We start from the raw sequence: 26,677 nt of genomic DNA, 5'->3' as shown, positions 1-26,677 counted from the left end.
GATGGTAAAGTATTTAAGGTGATAATGAGATTGAGAATCGTTTTAATTAAGAGAGAGGGATTAATTATTTTGATATAATTAATGATTAACTTTATTGAGAATAACTTATTGAATTATTAGCATTTGTGGTAGCAACTCTTTAAGAGATAATCATTATCATTTTTTGAAAATTCGGAATTTATAATATAAATTGCTTTGTCATAAAATAGACATATTCTCATTCGCAATAATGAATTTTGCTATATTTTAAAAGAAATTATGGTATTCTTTGTTATAATTTTTCGTTCTATAGCGTGTATAATTAACGGAATAATAAGTATTTTAAGATTTCGGTAATTTATGATAGATAAGTTGACGGTTGAAACGAAATAAGTTAGAATTCTTTCATAATCTGATTCTCTGATACTCTAGTGAACTAAAGTGAAGCGTAAGGAAGTGTCCATATGTCGTCGATAAAAATGTTTGAAAAACCACTTGGAATGCGCGATACATTTCCACAAATATATGAAAAAGTCGAAGCAGTCAGACAGGCAGGCAGAGACTTTTTATATAGAAGGGGTTATGAATTTATTAAAACACCTGCTGTTGAGTATTTCGATACAGTCGGGAAGGCTTCAGCGATTGCTGATGCTCATTTATTTAAGCTGGTGGACAGTCAGGGAAATACATTAGTGCTACGTCCTGATATGACAACGCCAATTGCTCGTGTAGCGACATCCAAATTACTAAAAGAAAGAATACCACTACGACTTGCTTATTTTGCCAGTGTTTTTCGAGCGCAAGAAACAGAAGGTGGGCGTCCAGCAGAATTTGAGCAAATGGGGATTGAGCTAATTGGAGATCAATCTGTCTTTGCCGATGCAGAAGTGATTGTGACAGCAATGGAGCTATTAAAGCATTTCCGCTTAGAAAAATTTAAAGTAACAATTGGCCATGCAGGCATTCTTAATTGCATTTTACAGGATTACACGGAAAGCGTGGAACAACAAAACATATTAAGAACATTGCTCGTTCAACGAAATTATGTAGGGTTTGAAGAAGCTGTTGAGTCATTCCATTTACCAAAAGCAAAATCTGATGCCCTGCTACAATTTATTGAAGAAGCTATGCATGTAAAGGAAATCCGAGATATCGAAAAATATGTGCGTAAAAATGACGCATTAGAATATATGCAAAAGCTTGCCCAGCTACTTGAAGTGGCAGACTTAGCCGATTATGTAGCCTTTGATTTTACACTTTCAAGTCATATGAGTTATTACACAGGTATGCTATTTGAGATTTTTGCCTCAGGCAGTGGTTTCCCATTAGGCAATGGAGGTCGTTATGATGGCTTACTAGAGGTATTCGGCTCAAAAGTAGGTGCTACAGGATTTAGTATCCGAGTGGATCGTTTATTAGAAACGCTCAATGATCAATCTGACAAGCGTCCAGAAGCAACAGTTGTGCTTTTTGAGGAAGTACAATTTGAAGTTGCTTTAGCAAAGGCTAAGGCACTTCGAGCAGCAGGAAAGCTTACTACTTTACAGTTGCGCAGTAGCTTGATTGATGAGACAGCCTTTTTAACAAACTTTACAGAAGTAGTTATTGTTGGTCAGGAGGAAGTTGGCAGTGAATGAGTTAACGATTGCGATGCCTAAAGGGCGAATTTTTGAAGAAGCCTACCAGATGCTATTAGAGGCAGGCTTTAATTTACCCGAAGAAGTAGAAATGTCGCGTAAATTAATGATTGAAATACCTGAGGAAAAAATTCGTTTTATTTTAGCAAAGCCAATGGATGTGCCTGTTTATGTAGAGCATGGTGTTGCAGATATCGGTATTGCTGGTAAGGATGTTTTGTTAGAGCAACAGCGAGAGGTACATGAGCTACTTGATTTAAAGATTAGTACATGCTATATCGCATCAGCAGGGCTACCAAATACAGCGATGAATGAAATTGCCCCAAGAATTGCGACAAAATATCCAAATATAGCGATGAAATATTATAAGGGTATTGGCGAGCAGGTTGAAATTATTGAGCTAAACGGGTCGATTGAGTTAGCACCAATGATTGGTTTGGCAGATCGAATCGTCGATATTGTATCTACAGGACGAACATTAAAGGAAAATGGTTTAGTAGAATATGAATTTATTGCAGCGGTATCTTCACGATTAATCGCCAATCCAGTTAGTTATCGTATGAAGGGTGACCGTATTATTGATCTTGTGAAGCGACTAAAGAAATGTGTTAATGAAGAAAAGTAATCATATCTAGTAGATCAAGTGACTAAAGGGGTTTATCTATATGAAAATAACAAAGCTAGCACAAGGCATATCGTTAAAACGATCGCTTGAGGGAGGCAATGAAGACCAATTAGCGGTAGTACGGCAAGTATTAGCCGATGTGAAGTCACAAGGGGATGCAGCGCTGCGTGCCTACACTGAAAAATGGGATGGTTATGCTCCAAAGCATTTACGCGTGACACAGGAGGAAATTCAGGAGGCGATTAATGCTTTCGATGACCAGCTCTATCAAGATTTAACAGAGGCAGCAAATAATATTCGCCTTTATCATGAGCAGCAGCAACGTTCAGGCTATCGTGTAGAACTGGGAGATGGCTCGTGGCTTGGGCAACGCATAACAGCGCTCGATGCGGTAGGTTTATATGTGCCAGGTGGAACAGCCGCCTACCCTTCATCTGTGTTAATGAATGTCATTCCAGCGCAGGTTGCAGGTGTATCACGAATCGTTATAGCATCCCCAGCAGGTCGCGATGGGCAATTGCCTGCTGGTGTTTTAGCAGCGGCACATATTTTAGGCATTGATGAAATTTATAAGATTGGTGGCGCACAAGCAATTGCTGCTCTTGCCTATGGTACAGAAACAATCGCACCTGTTGATAAAATTACAGGTCCGGGCAATATTTTTGTAGCATTGGCAAAACGTGAGGTTTTTGGTGAGGTTGCTATTGATATGATTGCGGGTCCAAGTGAAATTGCTATTTTGGCTGATGATACAGCATATCCTGATGAAATTGCAGCAGACCTTTTATCACAGGCGGAGCATGATCCATTGTCCTGTGCTGTACTTGTGACGACGTCTGAGCAATTGGCTAAGAAGGTAGCAGAGCAGGTGGAACAACAATTGATGACTTTACCACGACGAGAGGTAGCTCAGGCTTCTATTGAAAATTTTGGAGCCATTTATATAGCTGAAGCATTAACAGAAGCCGTTGAAGCCATCAATTCACTAGCACCAGAGCATTTAGAAATTATTACAGAAAATGCGGAGCAGGTGGCACAACAAATTCGACATGCTGGTGGTATTTTTATTGGCCGCTATAGCTCTGAGCCTGTTGGTGATTATTTTGCAGGTACAAATCATGTATTACCAACGAATAGCACAGCTCGCTTTGCCAGTGGTTTAAATGTTGATGATTTTGTAAAAAAATCAAGTATTGTTTATTACAGTGAAGAAACTTGGGCAAATAATGCACCAAAAATAGCACGTCTAGCACGGATGGAAGGCTTGGAAGGTCATGCACGTGCAGTTGAATCACGTGGATGGGAAAAGGAGTAGCACAATGACAGAAAAAAAACGATATGCAAAAATAGAGCGTACAACGAATGAAACACAAATTTCGGTAGCAATTGATTTAGATGGTGAAGGCAAGGCTGAGATTCAAACAGGGGTAGGTTTTATGGATCATATGCTAGATTTATTTATCAAGCATGGTCTATTTAATGGCACAATACAGGCGAATGGTGATACTTATATTGACGACCATCATACAACAGAGGATATTGGGATTGTACTGGGACAGGCGATTCGTGAAGCACTTGGCGATAAAAAGGGCATTAAACGTTATGGAACAGCATTTGTGCCGATGGATGATGCCCTAGCTCAGGTGGTTGTAGATTGCTCGAATCGTCCACATTTAGAATATCGTGTACCAGAGCTAAAGGAAAAGGTAGGCACTTTTGATACGGAATTAGTGCATGAGTTTTTATGGAAATTTGCCCTAGAGGCACGTATGAATGTTCATGTGATTGTACCTTATGGACATAATACACACCATATTATTGAAGCTATTTTTAAAGCGTTGGCGCGTGCCATTGATGATGCAGTGACAATTGACCCTCGTGTTAAAGGAGTACCGTCAACGAAGGGGCTGCTAACATGAAAATAGGCGTGATTGATTATGGTATGGGCAATTTATTTAGTGTAGAGCAGGCATTAAAGCGTCTAGGCTGTGAGGTTATTGTCACTGCTGATGAAAGTGTGCTAGATACAACAGATGCCCTTTTATTGCCAGGGGTAGGTGCATTTCCCGATGCTCGAAAGCGTTTAGCAGAAACAAAATTAGATCAGTATTTACAAAAAGCACAGCGTGAAAATCGTCCTTTGCTGGGGATTTGCCTAGGAATGCAATTATTGTTCGAGGAAAGTGATGAAGTAACGCTAACAAAGGGATTAGGCTTTTTTAAAGGGCGTATACAACAGTTTAGTGGTATTAACGAGGAAGGACAAACATATCGCGTACCACATATGGGCTGGAATGAGCTAGTAATTTCAAACCGTCCTGCATGGCTACAGCAGGAAGCCCCAGCTAAGCATGTTTATTTTGTTCATTCCTTTTATGCAACAGATATTGAGGAGGCAGAGCTTGCTGCTTATGCTGACTATTATAATATGAAAGTGCCAGGTATTGTTGCGAATGGTGCTGTGACAGGTATGCAATTTCATCCTGAAAAATCGGGTGAGCTAGGTGTTTATTTATTAGAACAATGGCTGAAAGGTGTGAGGGCATGCTAACAAAACGTATTATTCCATGTCTCGATGTGAAGGAAGGACGCGTTGTGAAAGGAATACAATTTGTCTCTATACGTGATGCAGGTGATCCCGTAGAGCTTGCGAAGTTCTATGATGAGCAAGGGGCAGATGAGCTTGTATTTTTAGATATATCTGCCTCTCATGAGGGTCGAGAAACAATGATTGATGTTGTGCGTCAAACAGCGGCTACGCTTGCTATTCCCTTTACGGTGGGTGGCGGTATTCGCACATTGGAGGATATGAAACGTATTTTACGTGCAGGAGCGGATAAAGTTTCAGTCAATACCTCTGCCTTAGAGCGACCAGCTCTTATTCGAGAGGGGTCTGACTTTTTTGGTGCACAATGCATTGTTGTAGCAATTGATGCCCGCTATAGCGAAGAGGATGGCACATGGATGGTTTATACACATGGTGGGCGTAATAAAACAACTTGGTCAGCTATTGAGTGGGCAAAGGAAGCTGTACGCCTGGGAGCTGGTGAAATTTTATTAACAAGTATGAATCAGGATGGCGAAAAATCTGGCTTTGATTTGGCATTGACGAAGGCGGTAAGAGAGGCTGTCACAGTACCAGTTATTGCTAGTGGTGGAGCTGGACATGCCGAGCATTTTTACGAAGTATTAGCAGAGGATGTGGATGCAGATGCAGCACTTGCAGCGTCTATTTTCCATTACAAAGAAACGAGCGTAGCGCAAGTAAAACAATACTTGCGTGAAAAAGGAGTGGCAGTAAGATGATAGAAACAATTCAATTTGACGAAAAAGGGCTTGTGACAGCAGTCGTGCAGGATGCTAATACAAAAGAAGTACTGACAGTGGCTTATATGAATAAGGAGTCGCTTGCTAAAACAATTGAATCAGGAGAAACTTGGTTTTATTCTCGTTCCCGACAAGAGCTTTGGCATAAGGGAGCAACAAGCGGTCATACACAGAAAGTTGTGTCGATTAAAGCCGACTGTGATAAGGATGCGTTAGTGGTGGAAGTGTTACCTGCTGGTCCAGCCTGCCATAATGGGACAACATCTTGCTTTACAGAGATTGTGCAGCAAAATGATAAGGTTGGCTCTGTAGAAATGATCGCGAAGCTTGTGGAGGTTATTGAGAAGCGCGAGCAGGAAATGCCTGAAGGAGCTTATACTACATATTTATTTGATAAAGGTATCGATAAAATCTGTAAAAAAGTTGGTGAGGAAGCAACAGAGGTTGTCATCGGTGCTAAAAATCGTGATGCAGAAGAAGTTAAATGGGAGGCAGCCGATTTAATTTATCACCTTCTCGTATTATTACAAGAGCAAAAAGTAAGTATTTACGATGTCCTGTATGTGTTGGAAAAACGTCACGAAGAGAAATAGCAGCATATTATAATTGTATGGTATAATAAGAAATACTGTGTAAAGGAACGTGAAACGCGTTCCTTATTTCTTGTTTCGGAGGAAATATATTGGAAAAGAAACGTCAAAATGAAAAGCAATCGAATATAGTGTCGTTTATTCCAACAGGCGACTATTATTATAAGAAGTCAATTCAGGCAATGAATAGTGGACAAATGAATAAAGCTTATAAATATTTACAACGTGCGATAGATTTAAGCCCTGATGATCCCATGATTATTTTACAGCTAGCCATAATCGAATTAGAAGGTCAACGTTTTGAAGAAGCGTATGATCTCCTTCGTCGTGCCTATCAGCTCGATCCAGAGAATCCAGAAATCATTTTTTATATGGCAGAAGTATCGGGTTGTGTAGGGATTATGCAGGATGCTAAAAATTTTGCAGAACGCTATTTACAGTTAGAGCCAGAGGGTGCTTATGCAGATGAAGCAGCAGAAATATTAGAGTTTGTCGCTTTTGAGCAGGATGATTTTGAGGAGCTTGAAGGATCTGGTGAGGATTTATATCGTCAGGAGCAGGCTCGTCGTTGTATGGAAAAGGGAGATTTTCCGGAAGCTATTCAGATTTTGGAAGATTTAATTGAGGATCGACCAGCGTTTTGGTCAGCCTATAATAACCTAGCGCTCGCATATTTTTATGTGGGAGAGGAAGAGCAGGCAAAGGCTCTCTTACATACAGTGCTACGTGAAAATAAGGGAAACTTACATGCGCTTTGTAATTTAACGGTCATTGCCTACTATGAAAAAAATGAAGAGGATCTACAGGAGCTATTAAATGTTCTTGTTAAAATTCAGCCATATACATGGGAGCATCGTTATAAACTAGGCGCTACATTAGCATTAATTGGACAATATGAATTAGCCTTTAAATGGTTGCGTAGCATGCAGAAGCGAGGCTATGTAGGGGATGCAGGATTTTACTTCTGGCTATCACATGCAGCTTATTTCTCAGGGCATAAGGAAATTTCCAAAAGTGCGTGGGGGCAACTACTGGAGCTAGACCCAGAGAAAGAGGGATTTGAACCTTGGCGTCAGCAGGAAAACGAATTTGCACTGGATGCATTAGAGCATAACCGCGATTTTATTGTGGAAATGTTAGAAAGTAACTATACAAGTGAACGTATTTTTGGCTTGTTTTTACTAAAGGACACAGCGCATAAGCAAGAGATTATTGCCCATCCTAAATGGATAAATACAGAGCAATTAGGTGCATTTGAAAAACTATTTTTAGCCTATGCACTTGGTCATGAATTTGATATGAAAAACAAAATAGAAGCAAGCTTTTTACGTGCTGTCCATGTGCCAGAAATTTTATTGGCGCAATATGGCAAGCTGTCATCACTGGTTGTCCCAATGTTTCAAATGTGGTTTGTACTATGTGAGCAAGCTTTAGAACAAAATTATCGTTTTACAAATCCTGCAGCTATTGCAGGAGCAAATGATTACTTATTCAAATCATCACAGATGCTAAAGGTGACAAAGAAGGAAATAGCGCAGCAATATGGAATAGCAGTATCCACGTTAACAAAGTATATTGACGAAATTTTAATGTTCTTACCAAACGGTCAGGATGAGCAGGTGTGAGCAACTTAGTTGAATAACTTTAGACTTTCACATACGATGAACCTACAAACGTTTAATAACTGCATGAAGATCCAAAAGTATTTTGTTTAGGGGGAAGTATTGATGTCAGAAGAAAAAATTTATGATGTTATTATTATTGGGGCAGGACCTGCGGGGATGACGGCCGCTGTCTATACATCACGTGCGAATTTGTCAACATTAATGATTGAACGAGGGATTCCTGGTGGGCAAATGGCCAATACAGAAGAAGTTGAAAACTATCCAGGTTTCGATACAATTTTAGGTCCTGAGCTTTCGACAAAAATGTTTGAGCATGCAAAGAAATTTGGGGCAGAATATGCCTATGGTGATGTAACGGAAATCATCGACGGCGAAGAATATAAAACAATCAAATCAGGTGCAAAAGAATATAAAACACGTGCCATTATTATTACAACGGGTGCAGAGTATAAAAAAATGGGTGTGCCGGGTGAAAAAGAGCTTGGCGGTCGTGGTGTTAGCTATTGTGCCGTATGTGATGGTGCGTTCTTTAAACAAAAAAATCTTGTTGTTGTAGGTGGCGGTGATTCCGCTGTAGAAGAAGGTGTTTACTTAACACGCTTTGCTGATAAAGTCACAATTGTTCACCGTCGCGATAAATTACGTGCACAAAAAATTCTACAAGATCGTGCCTTTGCAAATGAGAAAATTGATTTTATTTGGAATGCAACAGTCAAAGAAATTAATGAAGCTGAGGGGAAAGTTGGCAGTGTCACATTGCAATCGACAATCGATGGCAGTGAATCTGAATTTGCTACAGATGGTGTCTTTGTCTATATTGGTATGTTGCCATTAACAAAACCATTTGAGTCTTTAGGGATTTTAAATGAAACGGGTTATATTGTAACCAATGATAATATGGAAACAGAAATTCCAGGTATCTTTGCTGCTGGAGATGTGCGTGAAAAGACCTTGCGTCAAATTGTAACAGCAACAGGGGATGGCAGTATTGCTGCACAGGCTGCACAACATTATATTGAAGAGCTATTTGAGAAAATTAATGCTTAAAGGGACTGCTCTTAAGAGAACAGCATCAGTTTTAATATGGTTTTAATATTACTGTAACTTGAATGACATATAAAAGGTGTATCATAAGAATTGTAATTAGCAATCCCCCTTTTATTTTGTTTTAGTAGGTTGTTTCCGCCTTAAGTAGGTGAGAGCAGCCTACTTTTTTTGTTAACTGTGCATAAATTGCTAGCTACTAAGATCACTTCATTTTTTTGATCACGGCAAGCGATCATCAGGTCTATCTACGAAAAGTTGTAAATGAGGACAAATCTTGTGTGGTCTTGTTATAATGAAGAGTAGAATGCAAAAGTGATTAGAGGTGTGCCTATGCAAAGAATTGCAAACTTAATTGCCGTAAAAAACGGTAAAGTATTATTACTTCAGAAACCAAGACGAGGCTGGTATGTCGCACCAGGCGGAAAAATGGAGAGCGGCGAATCCATCTATGAGGCAGCTGTCCGTGAGTTTCAAGAGGAGACCGATGTCACACCATTAGATGTACATTTAAAAGGTGTTTATACGATGGTGATTAAAGAAAATAATGATGTAGTGGACGAATGGATGCTTTACACATTTATTGCGAAAGATGTGGAAGGAATACCCCCTGTAGAAACACGAGAAGGTAAGCTTGCATGGCACCCCGTAGAGGATTTAGCGCATTTACCCATGGCAGAAGGAGATCGAACGAATTTACAATTTGCCGTTTCAGAATCGGGTATTCAGTATGGAACGTTTGACTATACAACAAATTTTGAATTGCTTCATCAGAAAATACAAATAACAAAAGAACAATAAAGGAGTTGCATAGCAGTGGTGGTTGAAGGCCAACAAAGTACACATGAATTGGTTATTATTACAGGGATGTCTGGAGCTGGAAAAACTGTAGCGATTCAAAGCTTTGAGGATTTAGGGTATTACTGTATTGATAATTTACCACCAGCGTTACTCACAACTTTTTTGACCTTGCTAAGGGATTCGGGAAAAAATAGCACACGTATTGCGGCTGTAATGGATATGCGCGGAGGGGATTTTTTTGATTCTCTTATTGGTGCATTAGACCATATACTAAAAGAGGGCGATATTATGGCTCGCATTTTATTTTTAGATGCAGATGACGCAACCTTAGTTAGACGCTATAAAGAGACAAGACGTGCCCATCCATTAGCGGTCGATGGTTTACCATTAGATGGCATTCAGCAAGAGCGTGCCCTTCTAGCTGAAATAAAGGGCCGTGCGAATTCTGTTTATAATACATCCAAAATGAAACCAAAGGAATTACGTGAAAAAATTGTTAAAGAATTTGCTAGTGAGGCAGATACTATTTTTTCTGTTAATGTAATGTCCTTTGGATTTAAGCATGGTATGCCGATTGATGCTGATTTAGTATTTGATGTTCGTTTTCTTAAAAACCCTTATTATGTGGAAGAATTGCGTTTCAAAACGGGCCTCCAAACAGAGGTATCCTCTTATGTATTGGCATTAGATGATACACAAACACTGATACAAAAATTAACCGACTTATTCGATTTTATTATTCCACTGTATCGGCAAGAAGGAAAATCTCAGCTTGTTATTGCTTTTGGTTGTACTGGGGGACAGCATCGCTCAGTGACATTAGCAGAATTCTTCGGGGCATATTTAGCTAACAAAGAAAATACGGTTATCACACATCGTGATATTCATCGTAGAAAGGATTGAGTGCATGGGAAAAAGGCAGACAAGGCTTGTAGTGATAGGGGGCGGCACAGGCCTTTCTACACTGCTTCGCGGTCTAAAGCACCACCCATTTGATATTACTGCTATTGTGACGGTTGCAGATAATGGAGGGTCTTCAGGACGCTTACGGGATGACTACGACATTCCACCACCTGGTGATGTTCGCAATGTGATTGCCGCATTATCAGATGTTGAACCACTTGTAGAGCAAATGTTTCAATATCGTTTTTCAGCATCGGAGGATTTACGTGGTCATTCATTAGGAAATCTAATGTTAACAGCATTGACGGATATTACAGGAGATTTTAACCATGCGATCAGCGAGATGGGGAAGGTGTTAAAAGTTCATGGCCGCGTTATACCAGCTGCAAATAAAAAAATAAATTTACATGCAGTGCTCGAGGATGGCTCCATTATTGAAGGGGAATCTAAAATTCCAACAGCAACAAAACGCATTGATCGTGTTTTTTTAGTACCTGAAAATGTGCAACCGCTACCAGAGGCAATTCGAGCAATTCAACGTGCAGATTATATTTTAATTGGCCCTGGCAGTCTATACACAAGTATTATTCCGAATCTACTTGTAAAGGAGATTGGGCAAGCGATTGTCAAAGCAAAAGGCAGAAAAATATATGTTTGCAATTTAATGACACAAAAAGGTGAAACGATTTCTTATACAGCAGGTGATCATGTGAAGGCGATTTACAAGCATGTCGGTGATGCCTTTATTGATTCCATTTTAGTGAATAATGAAGAACTCCCTTATCCTGTAAAAGAATTGTATAAAGAGGAAAGAGCCGAGCCCGTGACATTTGATGTTGTGAAGCTTGAAAGTATGGGATTAGAGGTTATTAAACGTGATATTGCCACAATACGATCAGATGGTACAGTTCGACATAATGCTACGAATGTTGCAGAATGGCTGGTGGATTATGCAGATATTTACAAACATAAAGTAAAAGACCAGTGCTAGAATTATACTGTATATATTGTATATGGTAAGAGGAACATATACATAGAAATTAGGATTGAAAGGAGGGGTGTGAAATGTCTTTTGCTTCTGAAACAAAAAAGGAATTAACCCAAGTGGAAGCGGACAATCATTGTATGAAAGCAGAGGTATCTGCTCTAATTCGTATGAATGGTTCATTATCCTTTGCGAATAAACAACTAAGCTTAGACGTGCAAACTGAAAACGCTGCAATTGCGAGAAGACTATATACGATTATGAAAAAGCTATATCCGTACAATGTAGAGTTACTGGTTCGTAAGAAAATGCGACTGAAAAAAAATAATGTATATATTTGCCGTGTAAGAGAAGGTGCACGTGAACTGTTAATTGATTTAGCAATCATCTCAGACGACTTTCAATTTAATCACACTATCTCCAAAAAGCTTATTAAAAAAAGTGGGCAAAAAAGAGCTTATTTAAGAGGCGCATTTTTAGCAGGGGGCTCTGTTAATAATCCAGAAACCTCGGCTTATCATTTAGAAATCTATTCTTTATATAAAGAACATGGCGAGGCATTAATGGATTTGATGAATGAATTTGATCTGAATGCCAAAACCATTGAACGCAAAAAAGGCTTTGTTACTTATTTAAAAGAAGCAGAAAAAATTTCAGATTTTCTGAATATTGTGGGTGCACATCAAGCCATGATGAAATTTGAGGATGTTCGTATATTGCGAGATATGCGGAATAGTGTGAATCGTATTGTGAACTGCGAAACAGCCAATTTGAACAAAACCATTGGTGCAGCCTTGCGTCAAGTAGAGAATATTCGATTTATTGAAAATGCAATTGGCCTCGATCAGCTACCAGAAAAGCTACGAGAAATAGCACGTCTTCGTGTAGAATATCAAGATGTTACATTAAAAGAGCTTGGTGAAATGGTATCAAGTGGGACCGTTAGTAAATCAGGTGTTAACCATCGCTTAAGAAAAATTGATGAGATTGCGGATGCTTTACGACGCGGTGAAAAAATAGGTGGTTAGGCTTTTATACTTTTTAGGTATGAATGTCATGCGTAATCGCTTATTGTTCTTTTGTTAGGAAGTAAGGTAAGATAAAACTAATAGATGAGCGGTAGTGAAAGGGAGTTTTGAGAATGGTTGAAAGAAAAGTCCAAGTCAAATTAAAATTAGGACTGCAAGCAAGGCAGGCAGCGCTATTTGTACAGGAAGCAAACCGCTTTAGTGCTGATATTTTCTTAGAAAAAGATGGAAAGAAGGTAAATGCTAAATCTATTATGGGTATTATGAGTTTAGCCATTGCCAAAGGGACAGAAATAACATTGAGCAGTGAGGGTAACGATGCTGAGCAAGCGGTTACAGCATTAGCAAAAATTATTGAAAGTGAAGTTTGATCATAGTTATTTTTAATTGAACATAAAAGGCATCACAGAACAACTCTGTGATGCCTTTTATGTTTATTTATTGTTACTGTGCATAATATGGTCGATTAAACCGTATTCTTTTGCACGTTCAGCCGTCATAAAGTTGTCGCGGTCTGTGTCGCGTGCAATGATCTCAAGTGGTTGCCCAGTGCGCTCAGATAGAATACCATTTAATTTTTCACGTAAGAATAAAATACGCTTTGCAGCAATTTCAATCTCTGTTGCTTGCCCTTGTGCACCGCCTAGTGGTTGGTGAATCATTACTTCAGCATTAGGCAATGCAAAGCGTTTACCAGGCTCACCAGCTGCAAGTAGGAAAGCACCCATTGATGCAGCCATACCAATACAAATTGTTTGGACCTGTGGCTTAATCAGTTGCATTGTGTCATAAATAGCCATACCAGCCGTAATGGATCCACCTGGAGAATTAATATAAAGAGAGATATCTTTATCTGGATCTTCAGCTTGTAGGAATAGAAGTTGTGCGACAATCGAGTTCGCAACATTGTCATCAATAGCACTTCCTAAAAGGATAATGCGGTCTTTAAGTAGTCGTGAATAAATGTCATATGCACGTTCACCACGGCTTGTTTGTTCAATAACTGTAGGAATTAAATTCATGTTAAATCCTCCTTAAAAAACTAAATTCGAATACCTTTGCTGAAAAATGCCATTGTTATTTCAGCTGTATCCTTATCATACACATTATAGTCAGGGAAGGTCAAATATTAACCCTGCTAAAGTAAAATTAATTCAAAAAAAAATAAATTGTTTTTGCATTCTATGGTTGAATTATAGGCGAGACGTTTGTATAATGATTAAGGTCATAAGTTTAAAGTACGTTACACTATTTTGCAGGTATGCTTCAAAAATGAGGGTTATCTACATCTTGCTTTTCGCAAGCCTAGAGTGAGTACTTTTTTTTTGTGTCTAATTGCCCTCGTGGTGTAATGGATAACACGCAAGATTCCGGTTCTTGCACTGGGGGTTCGATTCCCTCCGAGGGCGCCATTTTACTGATTATTGATAGACTGTTATAGCTCAATCTCCTAATAAGTAGTTTAGCAGCCTGCTTAGTGGAGATAGAGAGGAAAAATATCGGGAATATTGCTCTAGTTGGCATTATTCCCCTATTCCTTCCTTTCAAACCTTCAAGAAAGCAACAACTCCAAATTATTTTTTAGTGAACATACTGTACGTGAAGACTAGTAATAGTCAAAAAAAAGAATCCTATCTGAGGGGATTCTTTTTTTTTAGGGTAATAAATTCGAAAAATTGGGCGATAGAGCTTGAAAAGTGGGCAATAAAATTAGAGGATATTTTCATAAAACAGTCCATGGCGATGAGAGGTCGCCATGGACTGTTTTTTAATGAAGTGGATTGGATGTTGTTTCGTGTGCATTGAGCATGATTTGCATATCCTGTTGAGAATACTGAGGAACCTGATAATAACCATGTTTATTTTGATAAATCGATAGCTCATAGCCCATTTCGATACAGTTAGGAATGCTATCAGCCACAACACGGCGTACAACAGGGTTTGTTGTTTCCAAAGCAGCCGTAGTCATACATTTTGCCGCTCCTTTTTGCGCGCCCAGCAAGAAACCAGAAATCATTTCATCATTGATTTCATTCGCATTTTGCATAGGCTTTTTCGGTTGACCAGGCGTCATGCCGTATTTGAAATTATTTCCTGTCTCCATTTGGTAGCGCCCTGTAGGAACAGCTGGGTCATGACCTGTTTTAAAAGATTCGACAATTGTGTTATACATGCCTAATGTAAAATTGTATTGACGATCTAAAATGCTTAATAATTCAGGGTCCTTTATATGCGGACGTAAAATAATGGCTTGGTTCATACCAGCCGTAATCTCACCAATTGTTTCATGCATATCCATCATTTCGTGACCACCATGATTTAGGCTCTGCTGTTGATTGAAATTGTTTTGATTGGATGATTCGTTATAAAACGATTGTGACAAAAGAAACGCCTCCTCAATGTTATTTTGTTGCAGTATTTAGTATGTCAGCTTACGTTAATTTCATACGTCATAAATGTCAATTCATTGGATTTGTTTTTATGGAGGAAAAGGAAATTGTCATAGAATACTATCAATTATTGACAATAGTTTGAGAGTTGTTATAATTTATATATATCGAAATTCGATATAACGCAAACTGATACAAGGAGGAATCATTTTGAAAAAAAGATTTTTATCAACATCATTGGCGATTATTTTAACAACATCTGCTGTCCTTCCTGCAACCATACAAGAGGTACAAGCTACTAATGAGGCACATGGTGTAGTTATTGCACAAGAGGAACGGTTATCAGCACAGGAATTTTTAAATTTAGCCGTAACAACTTTAACATTCCAACATGGATCAGATTCAATGCGTCAGCAAATTATAGATAACTGGGTAAAGGCTGAGGAGCTTACAGATTTAGCTGTAGCCATTAGCCGGGATGAAGCAGCCCGTATTTTAGTAAGAGCTTTAAATAAAGAAGAGCAAGAAGCATCACTTGCAGCCTATTGGGAAAAAGCAAATAAGCTTGGCTTATGGAATGGTGTCTCCATTAATAATGAATTTATTTCAAAACAGGATGCAAATAAAATTTTAAGCAATGCTAAAAATATTAAAAATGCTACAAATAACGAAGGCGTTTCAGAAATCTCTGTAGAAGATTTTATGAAAAACCCTGGGAATTTTGGCTATGAGCTTTCACCTGATGGCAATTATATTACGTTTTCCTCTGCATGGGAAAATCGCTTCAATGTATTCGTGAAAAAGATGAGTGATGATAGTGAGCCAGTTCGTGTTTCCAACTCAACAGACCGTGATATTGCAGGATTCTTTTGGAAGGACGATACATTACTTTATTTAAAGGATAATGGGGGCGATGAAAACTATCATATTTATTCAACAACATTTAATGGTGCTAAGGAACAAGATTTAACACCTTATCCAAATGTAACAGTAGGGATATTAAGTGGTCTTCAAGGTGTTAAAGATGAAATTCTGATTATGATGAATAAAGAGGATGCAACCGTTTTTGATGTGTATAAGCTAAATGTTAAGACGGGCGAAACAACGCATGTTGCTAAAAACCCAGGAAATATTGCAGACTGGTTAGCCGATCGCAATGGAGAAGTGCGCATTGCTGTAGCTTCTGACGGTGTAGAAGGAACTGTTCTTTACCGCGATTCTGAGCAGGACGAATTTAAACCATTTATTGAAATCGAAGCAGGCGATGACGTGAGGCCCTTAGCTTTCTCAAAAGATAATCAATATATTTATGCTACATCGAACAAAGGTAGAGATAAAGTAGAAGTGGTGAAGTATGATTTAGAAGGTAATGAAGAAGTGATTATGTCCAATGAAGAAGTCGATGTTGCAGGCGTGTTATATAGTGCTGAGCAAGACAAGATATTATATGGTGCATATATTACTGATAAACCGCATTATCAATTTTTTGACGAAGACTTTGAACAGCTCTTCCGTAAAATTCAAGACAAGCTTGGTGTTCATGAGAGTGAATTAGGCATTAATGATTACAATAAAGAGATGACAAAATTTATTGTTAGCATTTCAAGTGACACAGTCTATGGAAAGTATTATTACTATGACTCAACAACAGATGAACTAACAGAGCTAGCAGCATTAAGTCCTTGGCTAAATCCTGAAGAACTAGCTGAGATGCATCCAATTTCTTATAAGAGTCGAGATGGTTTAACAATCAATGGTTATTTAACATTGCCGAAAAACAAAGAGGCAAAAAATCTACCGCTTATTGTCAATCCACATGGTGGACCATGGGCTCGTGATATGTGGGGCTTTAATCCAGAAGTGCAGCTCTTAGCAAACCGTGGCTATGCTGTATTACAAGTAAATTTCCGTTCTTCTACTGGTTATGGCAAGGAATTCCTACAGGCTGGTAATAAGCAATGGGGTCTAAAAATTCAAGATGATATTACAGATGGTGTGCAATGGGCGATTGATCAAGGCATTGCAGACCCTGAGCGTATTGGTATTTATGGTGCATCATTTGGTGGCTATGCGACATTAGCTGGGATTACGTATACGCCAGATTTATATGCAGCAGCAGTGGATTACGTAGGTGTATCGAACATCTTTACATTACTTGATACGATTCCGCCATATTGGGAAACAATGCGTAATATGTTTTATGAGCGAGTAGGTCATCCAGAGAAAGATAAAGAATTATTAACAGCTGCCTCACCTGTCTTCCATGCAGATCAAATTAAAACGCCATTATTTGTTGCTCAAGGTGCGAATGATCCACGTGTTAATAAAGCAGAATCCGATCAAATTGTGGAAGCCTTACGCGCTAGAGGTGTAGATGTAGAGTATATGTTAAAGGATAATGAAGGACATGGCTTCGCAAATGAAGAAAACAGAATTGAATTTTATAATGCTATGATAAAATTCCTTGATACACATTTAAAATAATCTAAACAAAAAGGCATTGCTGTGTAGTAGACCTACACGCAATGCCTTTTATAATAGATGCTGGACATTTTTATAGCTACTTTTATGGCGTTCCAATAATGAAAGACAGTAGACTAATTCTTTAATCCCTTCTTCAATAAGATGTTCATCAACCTGGGAGATACTTAAACGAATCAGATGATCCTGTTGATAGGCTGGCAAAAACATTCTGGCAGCATCATCCATCCATATATTTTTTTCGTGTAATAAATGAACAAGTTGCTTAGCACTTATATGCGCTGGCAGCAGGATAGAAAGATAAAATCCAGAAGTCGGCCTCGTAAAAAAAGTATGGTTAGGTAGCAATGCTTCACAGGCTATCTGTAGAGTGTTCATTTTTCTACTATATAGCTCTTTTATCGCTTTAATATGGCTGTTAAACATACCACTTTTTAAATAAATATCTAACGCCCCCTGTGAAAGCACAGAGCTATTGAAATCAGCACTAAACTTATAGCGGGAAAAATCATTAATCATTAAAGCTGGAAGTACAACTACGCCTACTCGTAAGCCAGGTAAAAATACCTTTGAAAAGCTTTTAATATAAATCACTCTGCCAGAAGGATTATAAGCAAATAATGGATCGGATTTTGTGTTTGGATCTAAATCCCCTAAAAAATCATCCTCCACAATATAAACATCATACTTTTCAGCAAGCTCTACAATGCGTTTTTTCTCATCATTTGTATAGCTATGGCCAAGCGGATTATGAAATCTCGGTACAATATAGAAAAATTTTATAGCATTGTTGCGAAAAATATATTCTAGCTGCTCTAAATCAATGCCCTCCATTGTTAGATCAATGCCAAACGTAGTAGCTTGCTGAAGACGGACAGACTCGATAAAGCCAAAATAGGTAGGTTGCTCAACTAATATATTGTGTTTGCCGTTTGGGAAGGGCATTGATGCTAATAAATGCAGTGCTTGCTGAGAGCCTGACACAATAAAGAGTCGCTCTGGATTAGTAAAGACCTGCAAGCCTTGCAAATACTTTACTAATTGTACACGAAGAGAATAAAACCCCTGCTGATCATTATAACTAAATAATTCTTCTTTATAGATATCAACGGCTTGGTTTATACAATGCTGAAATTCTATATACGGCATAATGCGTTTATCTGGTCCAGCAGACAAAAAATCAATGATATGTGGCTGTGTGCTAGGCTGTGTAGCTTTATTGACGACGTAATAGCCACTTTTGGGGATAGAAAAAATAAGATGCTCTTTTTCTAGCTCATGATAGGCTCGGATCACTGTATTTTTACTGCATGAAAATTGCTGAGCTAATTGTCTCACGGATGGTAGCTTGCTACCTGTAGCCAATATGCCCTTCGCAAGTTGTGTCTTAATATCCTGAATAATTTCTAAATATTTGCTCTGCAATAAGGCTCTCTCCTTTAACTGTACCAGGACAGTTGATAGAAAATTCTATTTATTTTCGATATAGCTCCTTTTACTATTGAGTATACCAGGGACAGATGGTATGGAAAATAGGAGGTTGGGAACAATGCAGGAACAAAAAAAAGAAAAAGTAGGGTTACTGTTAGGATTACTAGGGGTTATTTGCTTTAGTTTAACATTGCCAGCAACGAGTGTAGCTGTACCCTATTTTGGCGCAACCATTGTAGGCTTAGGAAGAGTCGTGCTGGCAGCAATAATTGTAGCGATTGTATTACTTGTTAGAAAAGAAAAATTACCTACTGCTCGTCAATTTAAAAGCTTATTACTTGTATCGTTTGGGGCAGTATTAGGGTTTCCTTTATTGACTTCTTGGGCGATGGTTAGCTTACCGGTTTCCCATGGTGCTATAGAATTAGCGCTTTTACCTCTAGCAACAGTAGGCTTTGCCATCATGCGAGCAGGAGAGCGACCTTCCATGAAGTTTTGGCTTTCTAGTGTTACAGGTGCGATAGCAGTTATTGTTTATGCGGTTTATCTTGGACTAGGACAATTACATTTAGCTGATTTAGCATTATTAGTGGCAGTGTTCATATTAGGCCTTAGCTATGCAGAGGGTGGTCAACTAGCGAAGGAATTAGGGAGCTGGCAAGTGATTGCCTGGGCTATTCTAATCGCTGCACCATTCTTTGTTATTCCAGTTTTCTTACAATTCTCAACTGAGATGATTCATGCTCCTATAACAGCATGGATAAGCTTGTTATATTTAGCTGCTGTTAGTCAATTTTTAGCCTATGTAGCATGGTATAGTGGTATGGCATTAGGGGGCATTGCAAGAATAAGTCAAATTCAATATTTACAGCCATTTTTAATGATACTTTTTGCCACACTATTTTTAGGCGAATCCATTACTTGGTTTACGGTGGCTGTAGCCATTATTGTGGTGACATCGGTGATTATTGGCAAAAATACGGCCGTTACAAAAACACAGACTACGGCTGTACCATCAAAAGCTCTGAATAAGTAAGGACATGGCTCTTCCTTTATAATAAAAGAAGGAGGTGCTAGCAATGCTGGTAAAGTTTTTTAGTCGGGCGAATTGTCCATTATGTGTCGAGGGCTTACATACACTAAAGCTTGTACAGGAGGATATACCATTCGACATTGAGGTCATTGATATTGAATTAGATGATCGTATCCATGAAAAATATATGCTGATGATCCCTGTAGTTGAGCTGGGCGATCAAGTCATTCAGTACGGTAAGCTGGATTATGCCACATTGATGGAGTATTTAAGTGAGGCATAGTCCATCTAGGAGGGCTATTATTCGCTGTCATTCACACAATTCACAAATTGTTCAATGAAAGCGTTTTGAATTTGAACAGTTTGTGAAGACCTTCACATTGGGCTTCCTTTTCCAAAAAATCGGCGTAGAATAAGAATCAAGCAAGAAGTTGTTATAAAACAGTCGGTGAAAATTATTATAGATTTTGGAAGTTGTTATACTACAAAAACAATGTTGAAGGGAGATTTTACAATGTGGGTTATTACAGTATTTGAGAAGAAGGATGTTCGTATTTTTGAATTTACAAATAAAGGTGAAGCAACAAAAGCGTTAGAAGGATTTAAGAAAAACGCAATTTTATCCTTTACAAAATAAGCAAATCAAAGCCTCGTAGTGTTTTCAACGCTGCAAGGCTTTTTTTTTACAATAATTTTGAATCTACTTGCTCTTTCAAATAAAGCATATTATAATTAAAGTGTAAGTGGGACATAATTTAAAATAGTGGGACTAAAAATATCCCATTATGATAAAAAAGGGAGTAGATAAATATGTTAACTGTTCCTGAGGCACAGCAAAGGCTACTTCCTGAAATGTATCCGCTTCTGCAATTGAGATATCGAATTTTACAAACCGTTCAACTTATGCAGCCTATCGGACGTCGTACTCTCGCAGACACCTTAAAAATGACGGAGCGAGAAATACGTAAAGAAACGGATATTTTACGTGAACAAGGGTTATTAGATTCACAAAAATCGGGTATGGTATGTACAGATGATGGTGAAGTAGTAATTGAAAAATTAAGAGCACTTGTTTATGAATGGTCGGGTCTAACCCAGCTAGCGAAACAGCTCGAAACGCATTTTGGTATACAACGTGTAGTTGTTGTGCCAGGTGATTACAACGAGGACGATACGATATTGTCCTTGCTTGGCAAAGAAGCGGCGTTACAATTTATGTCAACAGCTTTTGAAGGACAGGTAGTAGCCGTCACAGGCGGGAAATCAGTAGCATCTCTTGCGCAATTTCTTCACCCATTAGAAACAACAAAAGATATCACATTTGTTGCTGCACGCGGGGGCATTGGACATGATATGCAAATGCAAGCAAACACACTTGTTGCAACATTTGCCATGCAGATGGAGGCGCAGTACCGTACATTATTTTTACCTGAGTATTTAAGTGAGCAGGCTTATCAAGCATTGTTAACAGAGCCGATGGTAACAGAAATGATGACGTTTTATGATCATGCAGATTGTGTCATTCATGGAATTGGCTCTGCAGAGGAAATGGCGATTCGCCGTAATTCTTCTCCTGAGGATTTACGAATTTTAGAGGAGAAGGGCGCTGTCAGTGAAGCGTTTGGTTATTACTTTAATACTGAGGGAGAGATGGTACATCGGATACGTACGATTGGCATTCAGCTTGAACAGGTGAAAAACAGTCAACAAGTGATTGCAGTAGCAGCAGGAAGACAAAAAGTCAATGCCATGCTTTCTTATTTTAAGGTAGCACCAAAGCAAACAATATTTATCACAGATGAAGCGGCTGCAAAAGCTATTGCTGCTCGTTTACCAGCTAGTGAAAATAGTTATTTTGAATAACCAGATAAAACCAGTCACTCATTTTCAGAAGTGCCATAGCATTTTTTGAATGAGCATAAATTAACTTTGATGTCTCTCTTACTTGAGACATATACTACACATTATTGGAGGAATTAACAATGGCATTAAAATTAGCGATTAATGGATTTGGACGTATTGGACGTTTAGTATTTCGTGAGGCAATGGAGCATAATGAAATTGAAGTAGTAGCTGTCAACGATTTAACGGATGCTGGTCAACTTGCACATTTATTGAAATATGATTCAGTACACGGTATCTATGATGCTGAAGTCAATGCAGATGAAGATTCTTTCGTAGTAAATGGCAAACGCGTAAAAGTATACGCTGAAAAAGACCCAGCACAATTGCCTTGGGGCGAACTAGATGTAGATGTAGTGCTTGAATGTACTGGCCGCTTCCGCTCAATGGAAGAGGTAGGCAAACATGTAGAGGCAGGCGCGAAAAAAGCAATTCTTTCTGCACCAGCGAAAGGCGCGATGCCAACATTTGTAATGGGTGTAAACCATACAGACTACAACCCAGCAACGGATAATGTAATTTCAAATGCTTCTTGTACAACAAACTGTCTTGCACCAGTAGCAAAAATATTAGATGAAAAATTTGGCATTGAGCGCGGTATGATGACAACAATTCACTCTTATACAAATGACCAACGAATCCTAGACTTCCCACACTCAGATCCACGTCGTGCGCGTGCTGGAGCGGTATCTATGATTCCAACAACAACAGGTGCAGCTGTAGCTGTCTCAAAGGTATTACCACAATTAAAAGGGAAGTTAGACGGCTTCTCTATGCGTGTCCCAACACCTAACGTTTCATGTGTAGACTTAGTGGTAGAGCTAAAAGAAGAAGTAACAAAAGAATCCATTAACGCAGCCTTAAAAGAAGCTTCTGAAAATGAACTTAAAGGTATTCTTGGTTACAATGAGCTACCATTAGTATCAATTGATTACAATGGTAACCATCACTCATCAACTGTAGATGGTCTTTCTACAATGGTGTTAGAAAATAAAATGGTAAAAGTTCTTGCTTGGTATGATAATGAAATTGGTTACTCTACTCGCTTAATGGACTTAGCTTTATACATTGCAGATCAAGGCTTAAACAATAAATAAGCATCACATTTCAACACTTTTCGCAATAAGTGTGACATAATACTACTTTTATGTACAAAAAGTATAGCCTTTATAATATCTAATCGATATAATATACAAGGGTAAAGGGAGTAAGGGAATTTACCCTTACTCCCTTTTTAGTAATTACAAGACATCAATCGTAACTTTTGCTACTATAAAAGCAAGTATAAGGGTTCATGATCAAAAGCTGGAGATTGACGTTACTTTTTGACAATGTACCAAAAAATACCTTGATAAAACACTAACAAGCTTTGAAGGGAGTTTCTTCATGTTAAATAAGAAGACAATGACAGATATTGATGTAAAAGGTCAACGCGTTTTTGTGCGTGTAGATTTTAATGTACCGATGGCAGACGGCACTATTACGGATGAAACACGTATTCGTGCAGCAATCCCTACAATTGAGTATTTAGTAGAGCAAGGTGCTAAAGTGATTTTAGCCTCACACTTAGGTCGTCCAAAGGGTGAAGTAAAAGAGGATATGCGCTTAACAGCCGTTGGTATCCGCTTAGCTGAGTTAATCGGTAAGCCTGTGACAAAGCTGGATGAATCAATTGGACAAGAGGTAGAGCAAGCGATTGCCAATATGCAAAATGGTGACATTGTGTTACTTGAAAACGTGCGCTTCCATGCAGGTGAGGAAAAAAATGATCCAGCATTAGCACAGCAATTTGCACAACTAGCTGATATCTATGTCAACGATGCTTTCGGTGCAGCTCACCGTGCACATGCTTCTACTGAAGGAATTGCTAAGCATATTCCAGCAGTCTCAGGCTTCCTTATGCAAAAGGAGTTAGATGTACTTGGAAAAGCATTGTCAAACCCTGAGCGTCCATTTACAGCAATTATTGGAGGAGCCAAAGTAAAGGATAAAATCGGTGTTATTGAGAACCTCTTAGAAAAAGTAGATCACTTAATTATTGGTGGTGGCTTATCGTATACATTCATCAAGGCACAAGGTTATGATATTGGTAAATCTTTGTTAGAGGAAGATAAAATTGAGTTAGCAAAATCCTTTATTGATAAAGCACAAGCAAAAGGCGTACAACTACATATGCCAATCGATGCGGTTGTAGCAAATGAATTTTCACAAGATGCCGAAACGCAAGTTGTCGATATAGACGCTATTCCAGCTGATTGGATGGGACTTGATATTGGACCTAAAACTGCTGCTCACTTTGCAGATGTTATTCAAAACTCTAAGCTAATTATTTGGAATGGACCAATGGGTGTCTTTGAAATAGATAAGTTTGCAAACGGCACAAAAACAGTTGCTGATGCAATGGCAGCAACAGCAGGCTACACAGTAATTGGGGGTGGCGATTCAGCCGCTGCTGTTGAAAAATTTGCAGTAGCCGATCAAATGGATCATATTTCTACAGGTGGCGGGGCTTCCCTAGAATTAATGGAAGGTAAAGAGCTTCCAGGGATTATTGCACTAAACGATAAATAAGCCAAATAAAAAATTCGGAGGCAAAACAATGCGTAAACCAATTATTGCAGGTAACTGGAAAATGTTTAAAACATTTGAAGAAGCTATTCAATTTGTAGATGCAGTACAGGATAAGCTTCCTTCGAATGATAAAGTAGATGCTGTTGTTTGCGCACCAGCTCTTTACCTACCTACACTTGTGCAAGTTGCTAGTGAGTCAGAGCTAGCAATCGGTGCACAAACAATGCACTATGAAAATGAAGGTGCCTTTACTGGTGAAATTAGCCCAGCCCAGCTAGCAAGTGTAGAGGTTGACTATGTCATTTTAGGACACTCAGAACGTCGCGAATACTACAATGAAACAGATGAAGCGATTAATAAAAAGGTAGCAGCAGCACTTGCACATAATATTGTACCAATTATTTGCTGTGGTGAAACGCTAGAGGAACGTGAAGCTGGCACAACAGAGCAAAAAGTTGCTGGTCAAATTAAAGCAGCACTTGCTGGGTTTGAAGCACAGCAAGTAGAGCATATGGTCATTGCATATGAACCGATTTGGGCGATTGGTACTGGTAAAACTGCTACGGCAGACGATGCAAACCAAGTATGTGGAGCGATTCGAGCAGTAATCGAGGAGCTATATAATGCTGAAACTGCGAATGCTGTGCGCATTCAATATGGCGGTAGTGTGAAGCCTGATAACATTCAGGAGCTTTTATCGAAAGAGCATATTGATGGTGCTTTAGTTGGTGGAGCAAGCTTACAGACAGAATCTTATTTAACATTATTGGAGGCGGCAGCAAATGCCTAAAAAGCCAGTAGCATTAATTATTTTAGATGGTTTTGCATTTCGAGATGAAATATTTGGGAATGCAGTAGCACAGGCACATAAGCCAAATTTTGATCGATATTGGAATGAGTTTCCACATACAACATTAACGGCTGCCGGTGAGGCAGTTGGACTACCTGAAGGACAAATGGGTAATTCAGAGGTAGGACACTTAAATATCGGTGCTGGACGTATTGTTTATCAAAGCTTAACACGCTTAAATAAATCGATTCGAGAGGGTGACTTCTTTACAAACCAAGCATTTTTAGATGCTATAGCACATGCCAAGGCACATCAATCGAAGCTGCATATTATGGGGCTGCTATCAGATGGCGGTGTTCATAGTCATTATGAGCATATGTTTGCACTGTTAAGGCTTGCTAAGCAACAGGGTGTAGAGGATGTTTTTGTACATGGCTTCTTAGATGGCAGAGATGTTGGACCAACAACAGCTATCGGCTATATAGAGGAAACCGAAAAACAAATGGCTGACATTGGCGTTGGTCAATTTGCGTCTATTCATGGGCGTTATTATGCAATGGATCGTGATAAGCGTTGGGATCGTGTAGCACTCACATATAATGTACTGGTTGATGGTGTTGGACAAACAGCAGACAGTGCAAAAAGTGGTGTAGCCGAATCCTATGAGCGTGAAGTAACTGATGAATTTGTCATCCCATTTAGCATTGAAGAGCATGGTGAGCCAGTAGCAACAGTTGGTGATAATGATGCGGTCATTTTCTTTAATTTCCGTCCTGACCGTGCAATACAGCTATCAACAGTGTTTACAAATCCACAATTTGATGGCTTTGTGTTATCTGCTAACCATCCAAAGAATTTAAAATTTGTATCCTTCACACATTATAGTGATGAAGTCAATGCACAGGTTGCTTATGAAAATGACAACTTAAAAAATACAATTGGTGAAGTATTAGCGACAAATGGGAAAACACAGTTGCGCATTGCGGAAACCGAAAAATATCCACATGTTACATTTTTTATGAGTGGTGGACGTGAGGATAAATTCCCAGGTGAAGAGCGTATTTTAATTGCTTCTCCAAAGGTGGCGACATACGATTTAAAACCTGAAATGTCTGCCTATGAGGTGACAGAAGCCTTACTTGCAGAAATTGCGGCTGAAAAATTTGATGGCATTATTCTTAACTTTGCCAACCCTGATATGGTTGGTCATAGTGGAATGCTCGAGCCAACAATTAAAGCCATTGAAGCGGTAGATGAATGCTTAGGGAAAGTAGTAGATGCACTCCTTGCAAAGGGTGGCGCAGCTATTATTACAGCTGACCATGGCAACTCTGATGAAGTGTTAACTTTAGCAGGGGAGCCAATGACAGCTCATACAACAAATCCTGTGCCAGTAATTGTGACAAAAGCAAATACTATGTTAAGAAATGGTGGTATTTTAGCCGATTTGGCGCCAACCATGTTAGAATTATTACAGGTGTCACAGCCTATTGAAATGACAGGACAATCATTAATTGAAAAAGAGGAGAATTAAT

26 protein-coding genes and 1 tRNA gene are annotated in these 26,677 nt (G+C 38.8%); 24 read left to right on the top strand and 3 right to left on the bottom strand.

Going from position 1 to position 26,677, the window contains the following annotated elements; genetic code table 11:
- Positions 1-443 precede the first annotated feature (443 nt).
- The 14 genes from MHB44_RS18280 (at position 444) to MHB44_RS18215 (ending at position 12,915) form a co-directional block, all read left to right on the top strand.
- Positions 444-1,616, top strand: a complete 1,173-nt coding sequence (locus MHB44_RS18280; protein WP_341300321.1) for an ATP phosphoribosyltransferase regulatory subunit — start codon at positions 444-446, stop codon at positions 1,614-1,616.
- The gene (gene hisG / locus MHB44_RS18275; protein WP_341300320.1) at positions 1,609-2,241 is read left to right on the top strand and encodes an ATP phosphoribosyltransferase; all 633 of its coding nucleotides are present in this window, start codon (positions 1,609-1,611) and stop codon (positions 2,239-2,241) included. The genes MHB44_RS18280 and hisG overlap by 8 nt, the downstream gene beginning before the upstream one ends.
- A gap of 40 nt (positions 2,242-2,281) precedes the next feature.
- Positions 2,282-3,556: a histidinol dehydrogenase gene (gene hisD, locus MHB44_RS18270; protein ID WP_341300319.1), complete on the top strand. Its 1,275-nt coding sequence runs from the start codon at positions 2,282-2,284 to the stop codon at positions 3,554-3,556.
- Positions 3,557-3,560: 4 nt separating this feature from the next.
- Positions 3,561-4,160: an imidazoleglycerol-phosphate dehydratase HisB gene (gene hisB, locus MHB44_RS18265; RefSeq protein WP_341300318.1), complete on the top strand. Its 600-nt coding sequence runs from the start codon at positions 3,561-3,563 to the stop codon at positions 4,158-4,160.
- Positions 4,157-4,792, top strand: a complete 636-nt coding sequence (gene hisH / locus MHB44_RS18260) for an imidazole glycerol phosphate synthase subunit HisH (RefSeq protein ID WP_341300317.1) — start codon at positions 4,157-4,159, stop codon at positions 4,790-4,792. The genes hisB and hisH overlap by 4 nt, the downstream gene beginning before the upstream one ends.
- A complete protein-coding gene (hisF, locus tag MHB44_RS18255) occupies positions 4,786-5,547 on the top strand; it encodes an imidazole glycerol phosphate synthase subunit HisF (protein ID WP_053995102.1) in 762 nt (253 codons plus the stop codon). The genes hisH and hisF overlap by 7 nt, the downstream gene beginning before the upstream one ends.
- Entirely contained in the window at positions 5,544-6,161 is a 618-nt protein-coding gene (gene hisIE, locus MHB44_RS18250) for a bifunctional phosphoribosyl-AMP cyclohydrolase/phosphoribosyl-ATP diphosphatase HisIE (protein WP_341300316.1), read from the top strand. Before hisF ends, hisIE begins: the two co-directional genes overlap by 4 nt.
- An 89-nt stretch (positions 6,162-6,250) precedes the next feature.
- Positions 6,251-7,783, top strand: a complete 1,533-nt coding sequence (locus MHB44_RS18245) for a tetratricopeptide repeat protein (RefSeq protein WP_341300315.1) — start codon at positions 6,251-6,253, stop codon at positions 7,781-7,783.
- A gap of 102 nt (positions 7,784-7,885) precedes the next feature.
- Positions 7,886-8,830, top strand: a complete 945-nt coding sequence (trxB, locus tag MHB44_RS18240) for a thioredoxin-disulfide reductase (protein WP_341300314.1) — start codon at positions 7,886-7,888, stop codon at positions 8,828-8,830.
- 330 nt (positions 8,831-9,160) lie between these two features.
- A complete protein-coding gene (locus MHB44_RS18235) occupies positions 9,161-9,628 on the top strand; it encodes an 8-oxo-dGTP diphosphatase (RefSeq protein WP_341300313.1) in 468 nt (155 codons plus the stop codon).
- A 15-nt stretch (positions 9,629-9,643) separates the two neighbouring features.
- Positions 9,644-10,531 carry an RNase adapter RapZ gene (gene rapZ, locus MHB44_RS18230; protein WP_341300312.1) on the top strand — a complete coding sequence of 296 codons (888 nt, stop codon included), beginning with the start codon at positions 9,644-9,646 and terminating at the stop codon, positions 10,529-10,531.
- A 4-nt stretch (positions 10,532-10,535) separates the two neighbouring features.
- Positions 10,536-11,522, top strand: a complete 987-nt coding sequence (locus MHB44_RS18225) for a YvcK family protein (protein ID WP_341300311.1) — start codon at positions 10,536-10,538, stop codon at positions 11,520-11,522.
- 74 nt (positions 11,523-11,596) lie between these two features.
- The gene (whiA, locus tag MHB44_RS18220) at positions 11,597-12,544 is read left to right on the top strand and encodes a DNA-binding protein WhiA (protein ID WP_053995096.1); all 948 of its coding nucleotides are present in this window, start codon (positions 11,597-11,599) and stop codon (positions 12,542-12,544) included.
- 113 nt (positions 12,545-12,657) lie between these two features.
- Positions 12,658-12,915 carry an HPr family phosphocarrier protein gene (locus MHB44_RS18215; RefSeq protein ID WP_341300310.1) on the top strand — a complete coding sequence of 86 codons (258 nt, stop codon included), beginning with the start codon at positions 12,658-12,660 and terminating at the stop codon, positions 12,913-12,915.
- Between the two features lie 63 nt (positions 12,916-12,978).
- On the opposite strand, the gene clpP is transcribed toward MHB44_RS18215, so the two are convergent.
- Positions 12,979-13,566 carry an ATP-dependent Clp endopeptidase proteolytic subunit ClpP gene (clpP, locus tag MHB44_RS18210; RefSeq protein ID WP_053995094.1) on the bottom strand — a complete coding sequence of 196 codons (588 nt, stop codon included), beginning with the start codon at positions 13,564-13,566 and terminating at the stop codon, positions 12,979-12,981.
- Between the two features lie 315 nt (positions 13,567-13,881).
- On the opposite strand from clpP, the gene MHB44_RS18205 reads away from it, so the two are divergent.
- A tRNA-Arg gene (locus MHB44_RS18205) sits at positions 13,882-13,956 on the top strand.
- Between the two features lie 356 nt (positions 13,957-14,312).
- On the opposite strand, the gene MHB44_RS18200 is transcribed toward MHB44_RS18205, so the two are convergent.
- Positions 14,313-14,927: a spore coat protein gene (locus MHB44_RS18200; protein WP_053995093.1), complete on the bottom strand. Its 615-nt coding sequence runs from the start codon at positions 14,925-14,927 to the stop codon at positions 14,313-14,315.
- Between the two features lie 217 nt (positions 14,928-15,144).
- Here MHB44_RS18200 and MHB44_RS18195 point away from each other — a divergent pair, with 217 nt between their 5' ends.
- Positions 15,145-17,418 (top strand): S9 family peptidase, encoded by a 2,274-nt coding sequence (locus MHB44_RS18195; protein ID WP_341300309.1) that lies wholly within the window; start codon positions 15,145-15,147, stop codon positions 17,416-17,418.
- 48 nt (positions 17,419-17,466) lie between these two features.
- On the opposite strand, the gene MHB44_RS18190 is transcribed toward MHB44_RS18195, so the two are convergent.
- Positions 17,467-18,840, bottom strand: a complete 1,374-nt coding sequence (locus MHB44_RS18190; RefSeq protein WP_341300308.1) for a PLP-dependent aminotransferase family protein — start codon at positions 18,838-18,840, stop codon at positions 17,467-17,469.
- Between the two features lie 124 nt (positions 18,841-18,964).
- Here MHB44_RS18190 and MHB44_RS18185 point away from each other — a divergent pair, with 124 nt between their 5' ends.
- From MHB44_RS18185 to gpmI, 8 genes are all read left to right on the top strand, one after another.
- Positions 18,965-19,882: a DMT family transporter gene (locus MHB44_RS18185; protein WP_341300307.1), complete on the top strand. Its 918-nt coding sequence runs from the start codon at positions 18,965-18,967 to the stop codon at positions 19,880-19,882.
- 43 nt (positions 19,883-19,925) lie between these two features.
- Positions 19,926-20,162 carry a glutaredoxin family protein gene (locus MHB44_RS18180; RefSeq protein WP_341300306.1) on the top strand — a complete coding sequence of 79 codons (237 nt, stop codon included), beginning with the start codon at positions 19,926-19,928 and terminating at the stop codon, positions 20,160-20,162.
- A gap of 231 nt (positions 20,163-20,393) precedes the next feature.
- Positions 20,394-20,516: a hypothetical protein gene (locus MHB44_RS18175; protein ID WP_268766627.1), complete on the top strand. Its 123-nt coding sequence runs from the start codon at positions 20,394-20,396 to the stop codon at positions 20,514-20,516.
- A 173-nt stretch (positions 20,517-20,689) separates the two neighbouring features.
- Entirely contained in the window at positions 20,690-21,742 is a 1,053-nt protein-coding gene (locus MHB44_RS18170; protein WP_053995088.1) for a sugar-binding domain-containing protein, read from the top strand.
- Positions 21,743-21,861: 119 nt separating this feature from the next.
- On the top strand, positions 21,862-22,878 hold the full coding sequence (gap, locus tag MHB44_RS18165; protein WP_341300305.1) for a type I glyceraldehyde-3-phosphate dehydrogenase: 1,017 nt from the start codon (positions 21,862-21,864) through the stop codon (positions 22,876-22,878).
- 289 nt (positions 22,879-23,167) lie between these two features.
- A complete protein-coding gene (locus tag MHB44_RS18160) occupies positions 23,168-24,352 on the top strand; it encodes a phosphoglycerate kinase (protein WP_341300304.1) in 1,185 nt (394 codons plus the stop codon).
- A 28-nt stretch (positions 24,353-24,380) separates the two neighbouring features.
- Complete coding sequence (tpiA, locus tag MHB44_RS18155) at positions 24,381-25,142, top strand: triose-phosphate isomerase (protein WP_341300303.1); 762 nt, start codon at positions 24,381-24,383, stop codon at positions 25,140-25,142.
- A complete protein-coding gene (gene gpmI, locus MHB44_RS18150; protein WP_341300302.1) occupies positions 25,135-26,676 on the top strand; it encodes a 2,3-bisphosphoglycerate-independent phosphoglycerate mutase in 1,542 nt (513 codons plus the stop codon). Before tpiA ends, gpmI begins: the two co-directional genes overlap by 8 nt.
- The last annotated feature ends 1 nt before the right edge of the window (position 26,677 follow it).

The sequence above is a fragment of the Lysinibacillus sp. FSL H8-0500 genome (genome assembly GCF_038051955.1).
Classification (GTDB): Bacteria; Bacillota; Bacilli; order Bacillales_A; family Planococcaceae; genus Lysinibacillus; species Lysinibacillus macroides.
This window is presented reverse-complemented; position numbering and strand designations above follow the sequence as displayed.

Bases quoted from the DNA above. Each gene is read 5' to 3' on its own strand.
- MHB44_RS18280 (WP_341300321.1), top strand. From the start codon at position 444: ATGTCGTCGATAAAAATGTTTGAAAAACCACTTGGAATGCGCGATACA.
- hisD (WP_341300319.1), top strand. From the start codon at position 2,282: ATGAAAATAACAAAGCTAGCACAAGGCATATCGTTAAAACGATCGCTT.
- hisB (WP_341300318.1), top strand. From the start codon at position 3,561: ATGACAGAAAAAAAACGATATGCAAAAATAGAGCGTACAACGAATGAA.
- hisH (WP_341300317.1), top strand. From the start codon at position 4,157: ATGAAAATAGGCGTGATTGATTATGGTATGGGCAATTTATTTAGTGTA.
- hisF (WP_053995102.1), top strand. From the start codon at position 4,786: ATGCTAACAAAACGTATTATTCCATGTCTCGATGTGAAGGAAGGACGC.
- hisIE (WP_341300316.1), top strand. From the start codon at position 5,544: ATGATAGAAACAATTCAATTTGACGAAAAAGGGCTTGTGACAGCAGTC.
- trxB (WP_341300314.1), top strand. From the start codon at position 7,886: ATGTCAGAAGAAAAAATTTATGATGTTATTATTATTGGGGCAGGACCT.
- MHB44_RS18235 (WP_341300313.1), top strand. From the start codon at position 9,161: ATGCAAAGAATTGCAAACTTAATTGCCGTAAAAAACGGTAAAGTATTA.
- MHB44_RS18225 (WP_341300311.1), top strand. From the start codon at position 10,536: ATGGGAAAAAGGCAGACAAGGCTTGTAGTGATAGGGGGCGGCACAGGC.
- whiA (WP_053995096.1), top strand. From the start codon at position 11,597: ATGTCTTTTGCTTCTGAAACAAAAAAGGAATTAACCCAAGTGGAAGCG.
- MHB44_RS18215 (WP_341300310.1), top strand. From the start codon at position 12,658: ATGGTTGAAAGAAAAGTCCAAGTCAAATTAAAATTAGGACTGCAAGCA.
- clpP (WP_053995094.1), bottom strand. From the start codon at position 13,566: ATGAATTTAATTCCTACAGTTATTGAACAAACAAGCCGTGGTGAACGT.
- MHB44_RS18185 (WP_341300307.1), top strand. From the start codon at position 18,965: ATGCAGGAACAAAAAAAAGAAAAAGTAGGGTTACTGTTAGGATTACTA.
- MHB44_RS18180 (WP_341300306.1), top strand. From the start codon at position 19,926: ATGCTGGTAAAGTTTTTTAGTCGGGCGAATTGTCCATTATGTGTCGAG.
- MHB44_RS18175 (WP_268766627.1), top strand. From the start codon at position 20,394: ATGTGGGTTATTACAGTATTTGAGAAGAAGGATGTTCGTATTTTTGAA.
- MHB44_RS18170 (WP_053995088.1), top strand. From the start codon at position 20,690: ATGTTAACTGTTCCTGAGGCACAGCAAAGGCTACTTCCTGAAATGTAT.
- gap (WP_341300305.1), top strand. From the start codon at position 21,862: ATGGCATTAAAATTAGCGATTAATGGATTTGGACGTATTGGACGTTTA.
- MHB44_RS18160 (WP_341300304.1), top strand. From the start codon at position 23,168: ATGTTAAATAAGAAGACAATGACAGATATTGATGTAAAAGGTCAACGC.
- tpiA (WP_341300303.1), top strand. From the start codon at position 24,381: ATGCGTAAACCAATTATTGCAGGTAACTGGAAAATGTTTAAAACATTT.
- gpmI (WP_341300302.1), top strand. From the start codon at position 25,135: ATGCCTAAAAAGCCAGTAGCATTAATTATTTTAGATGGTTTTGCATTT.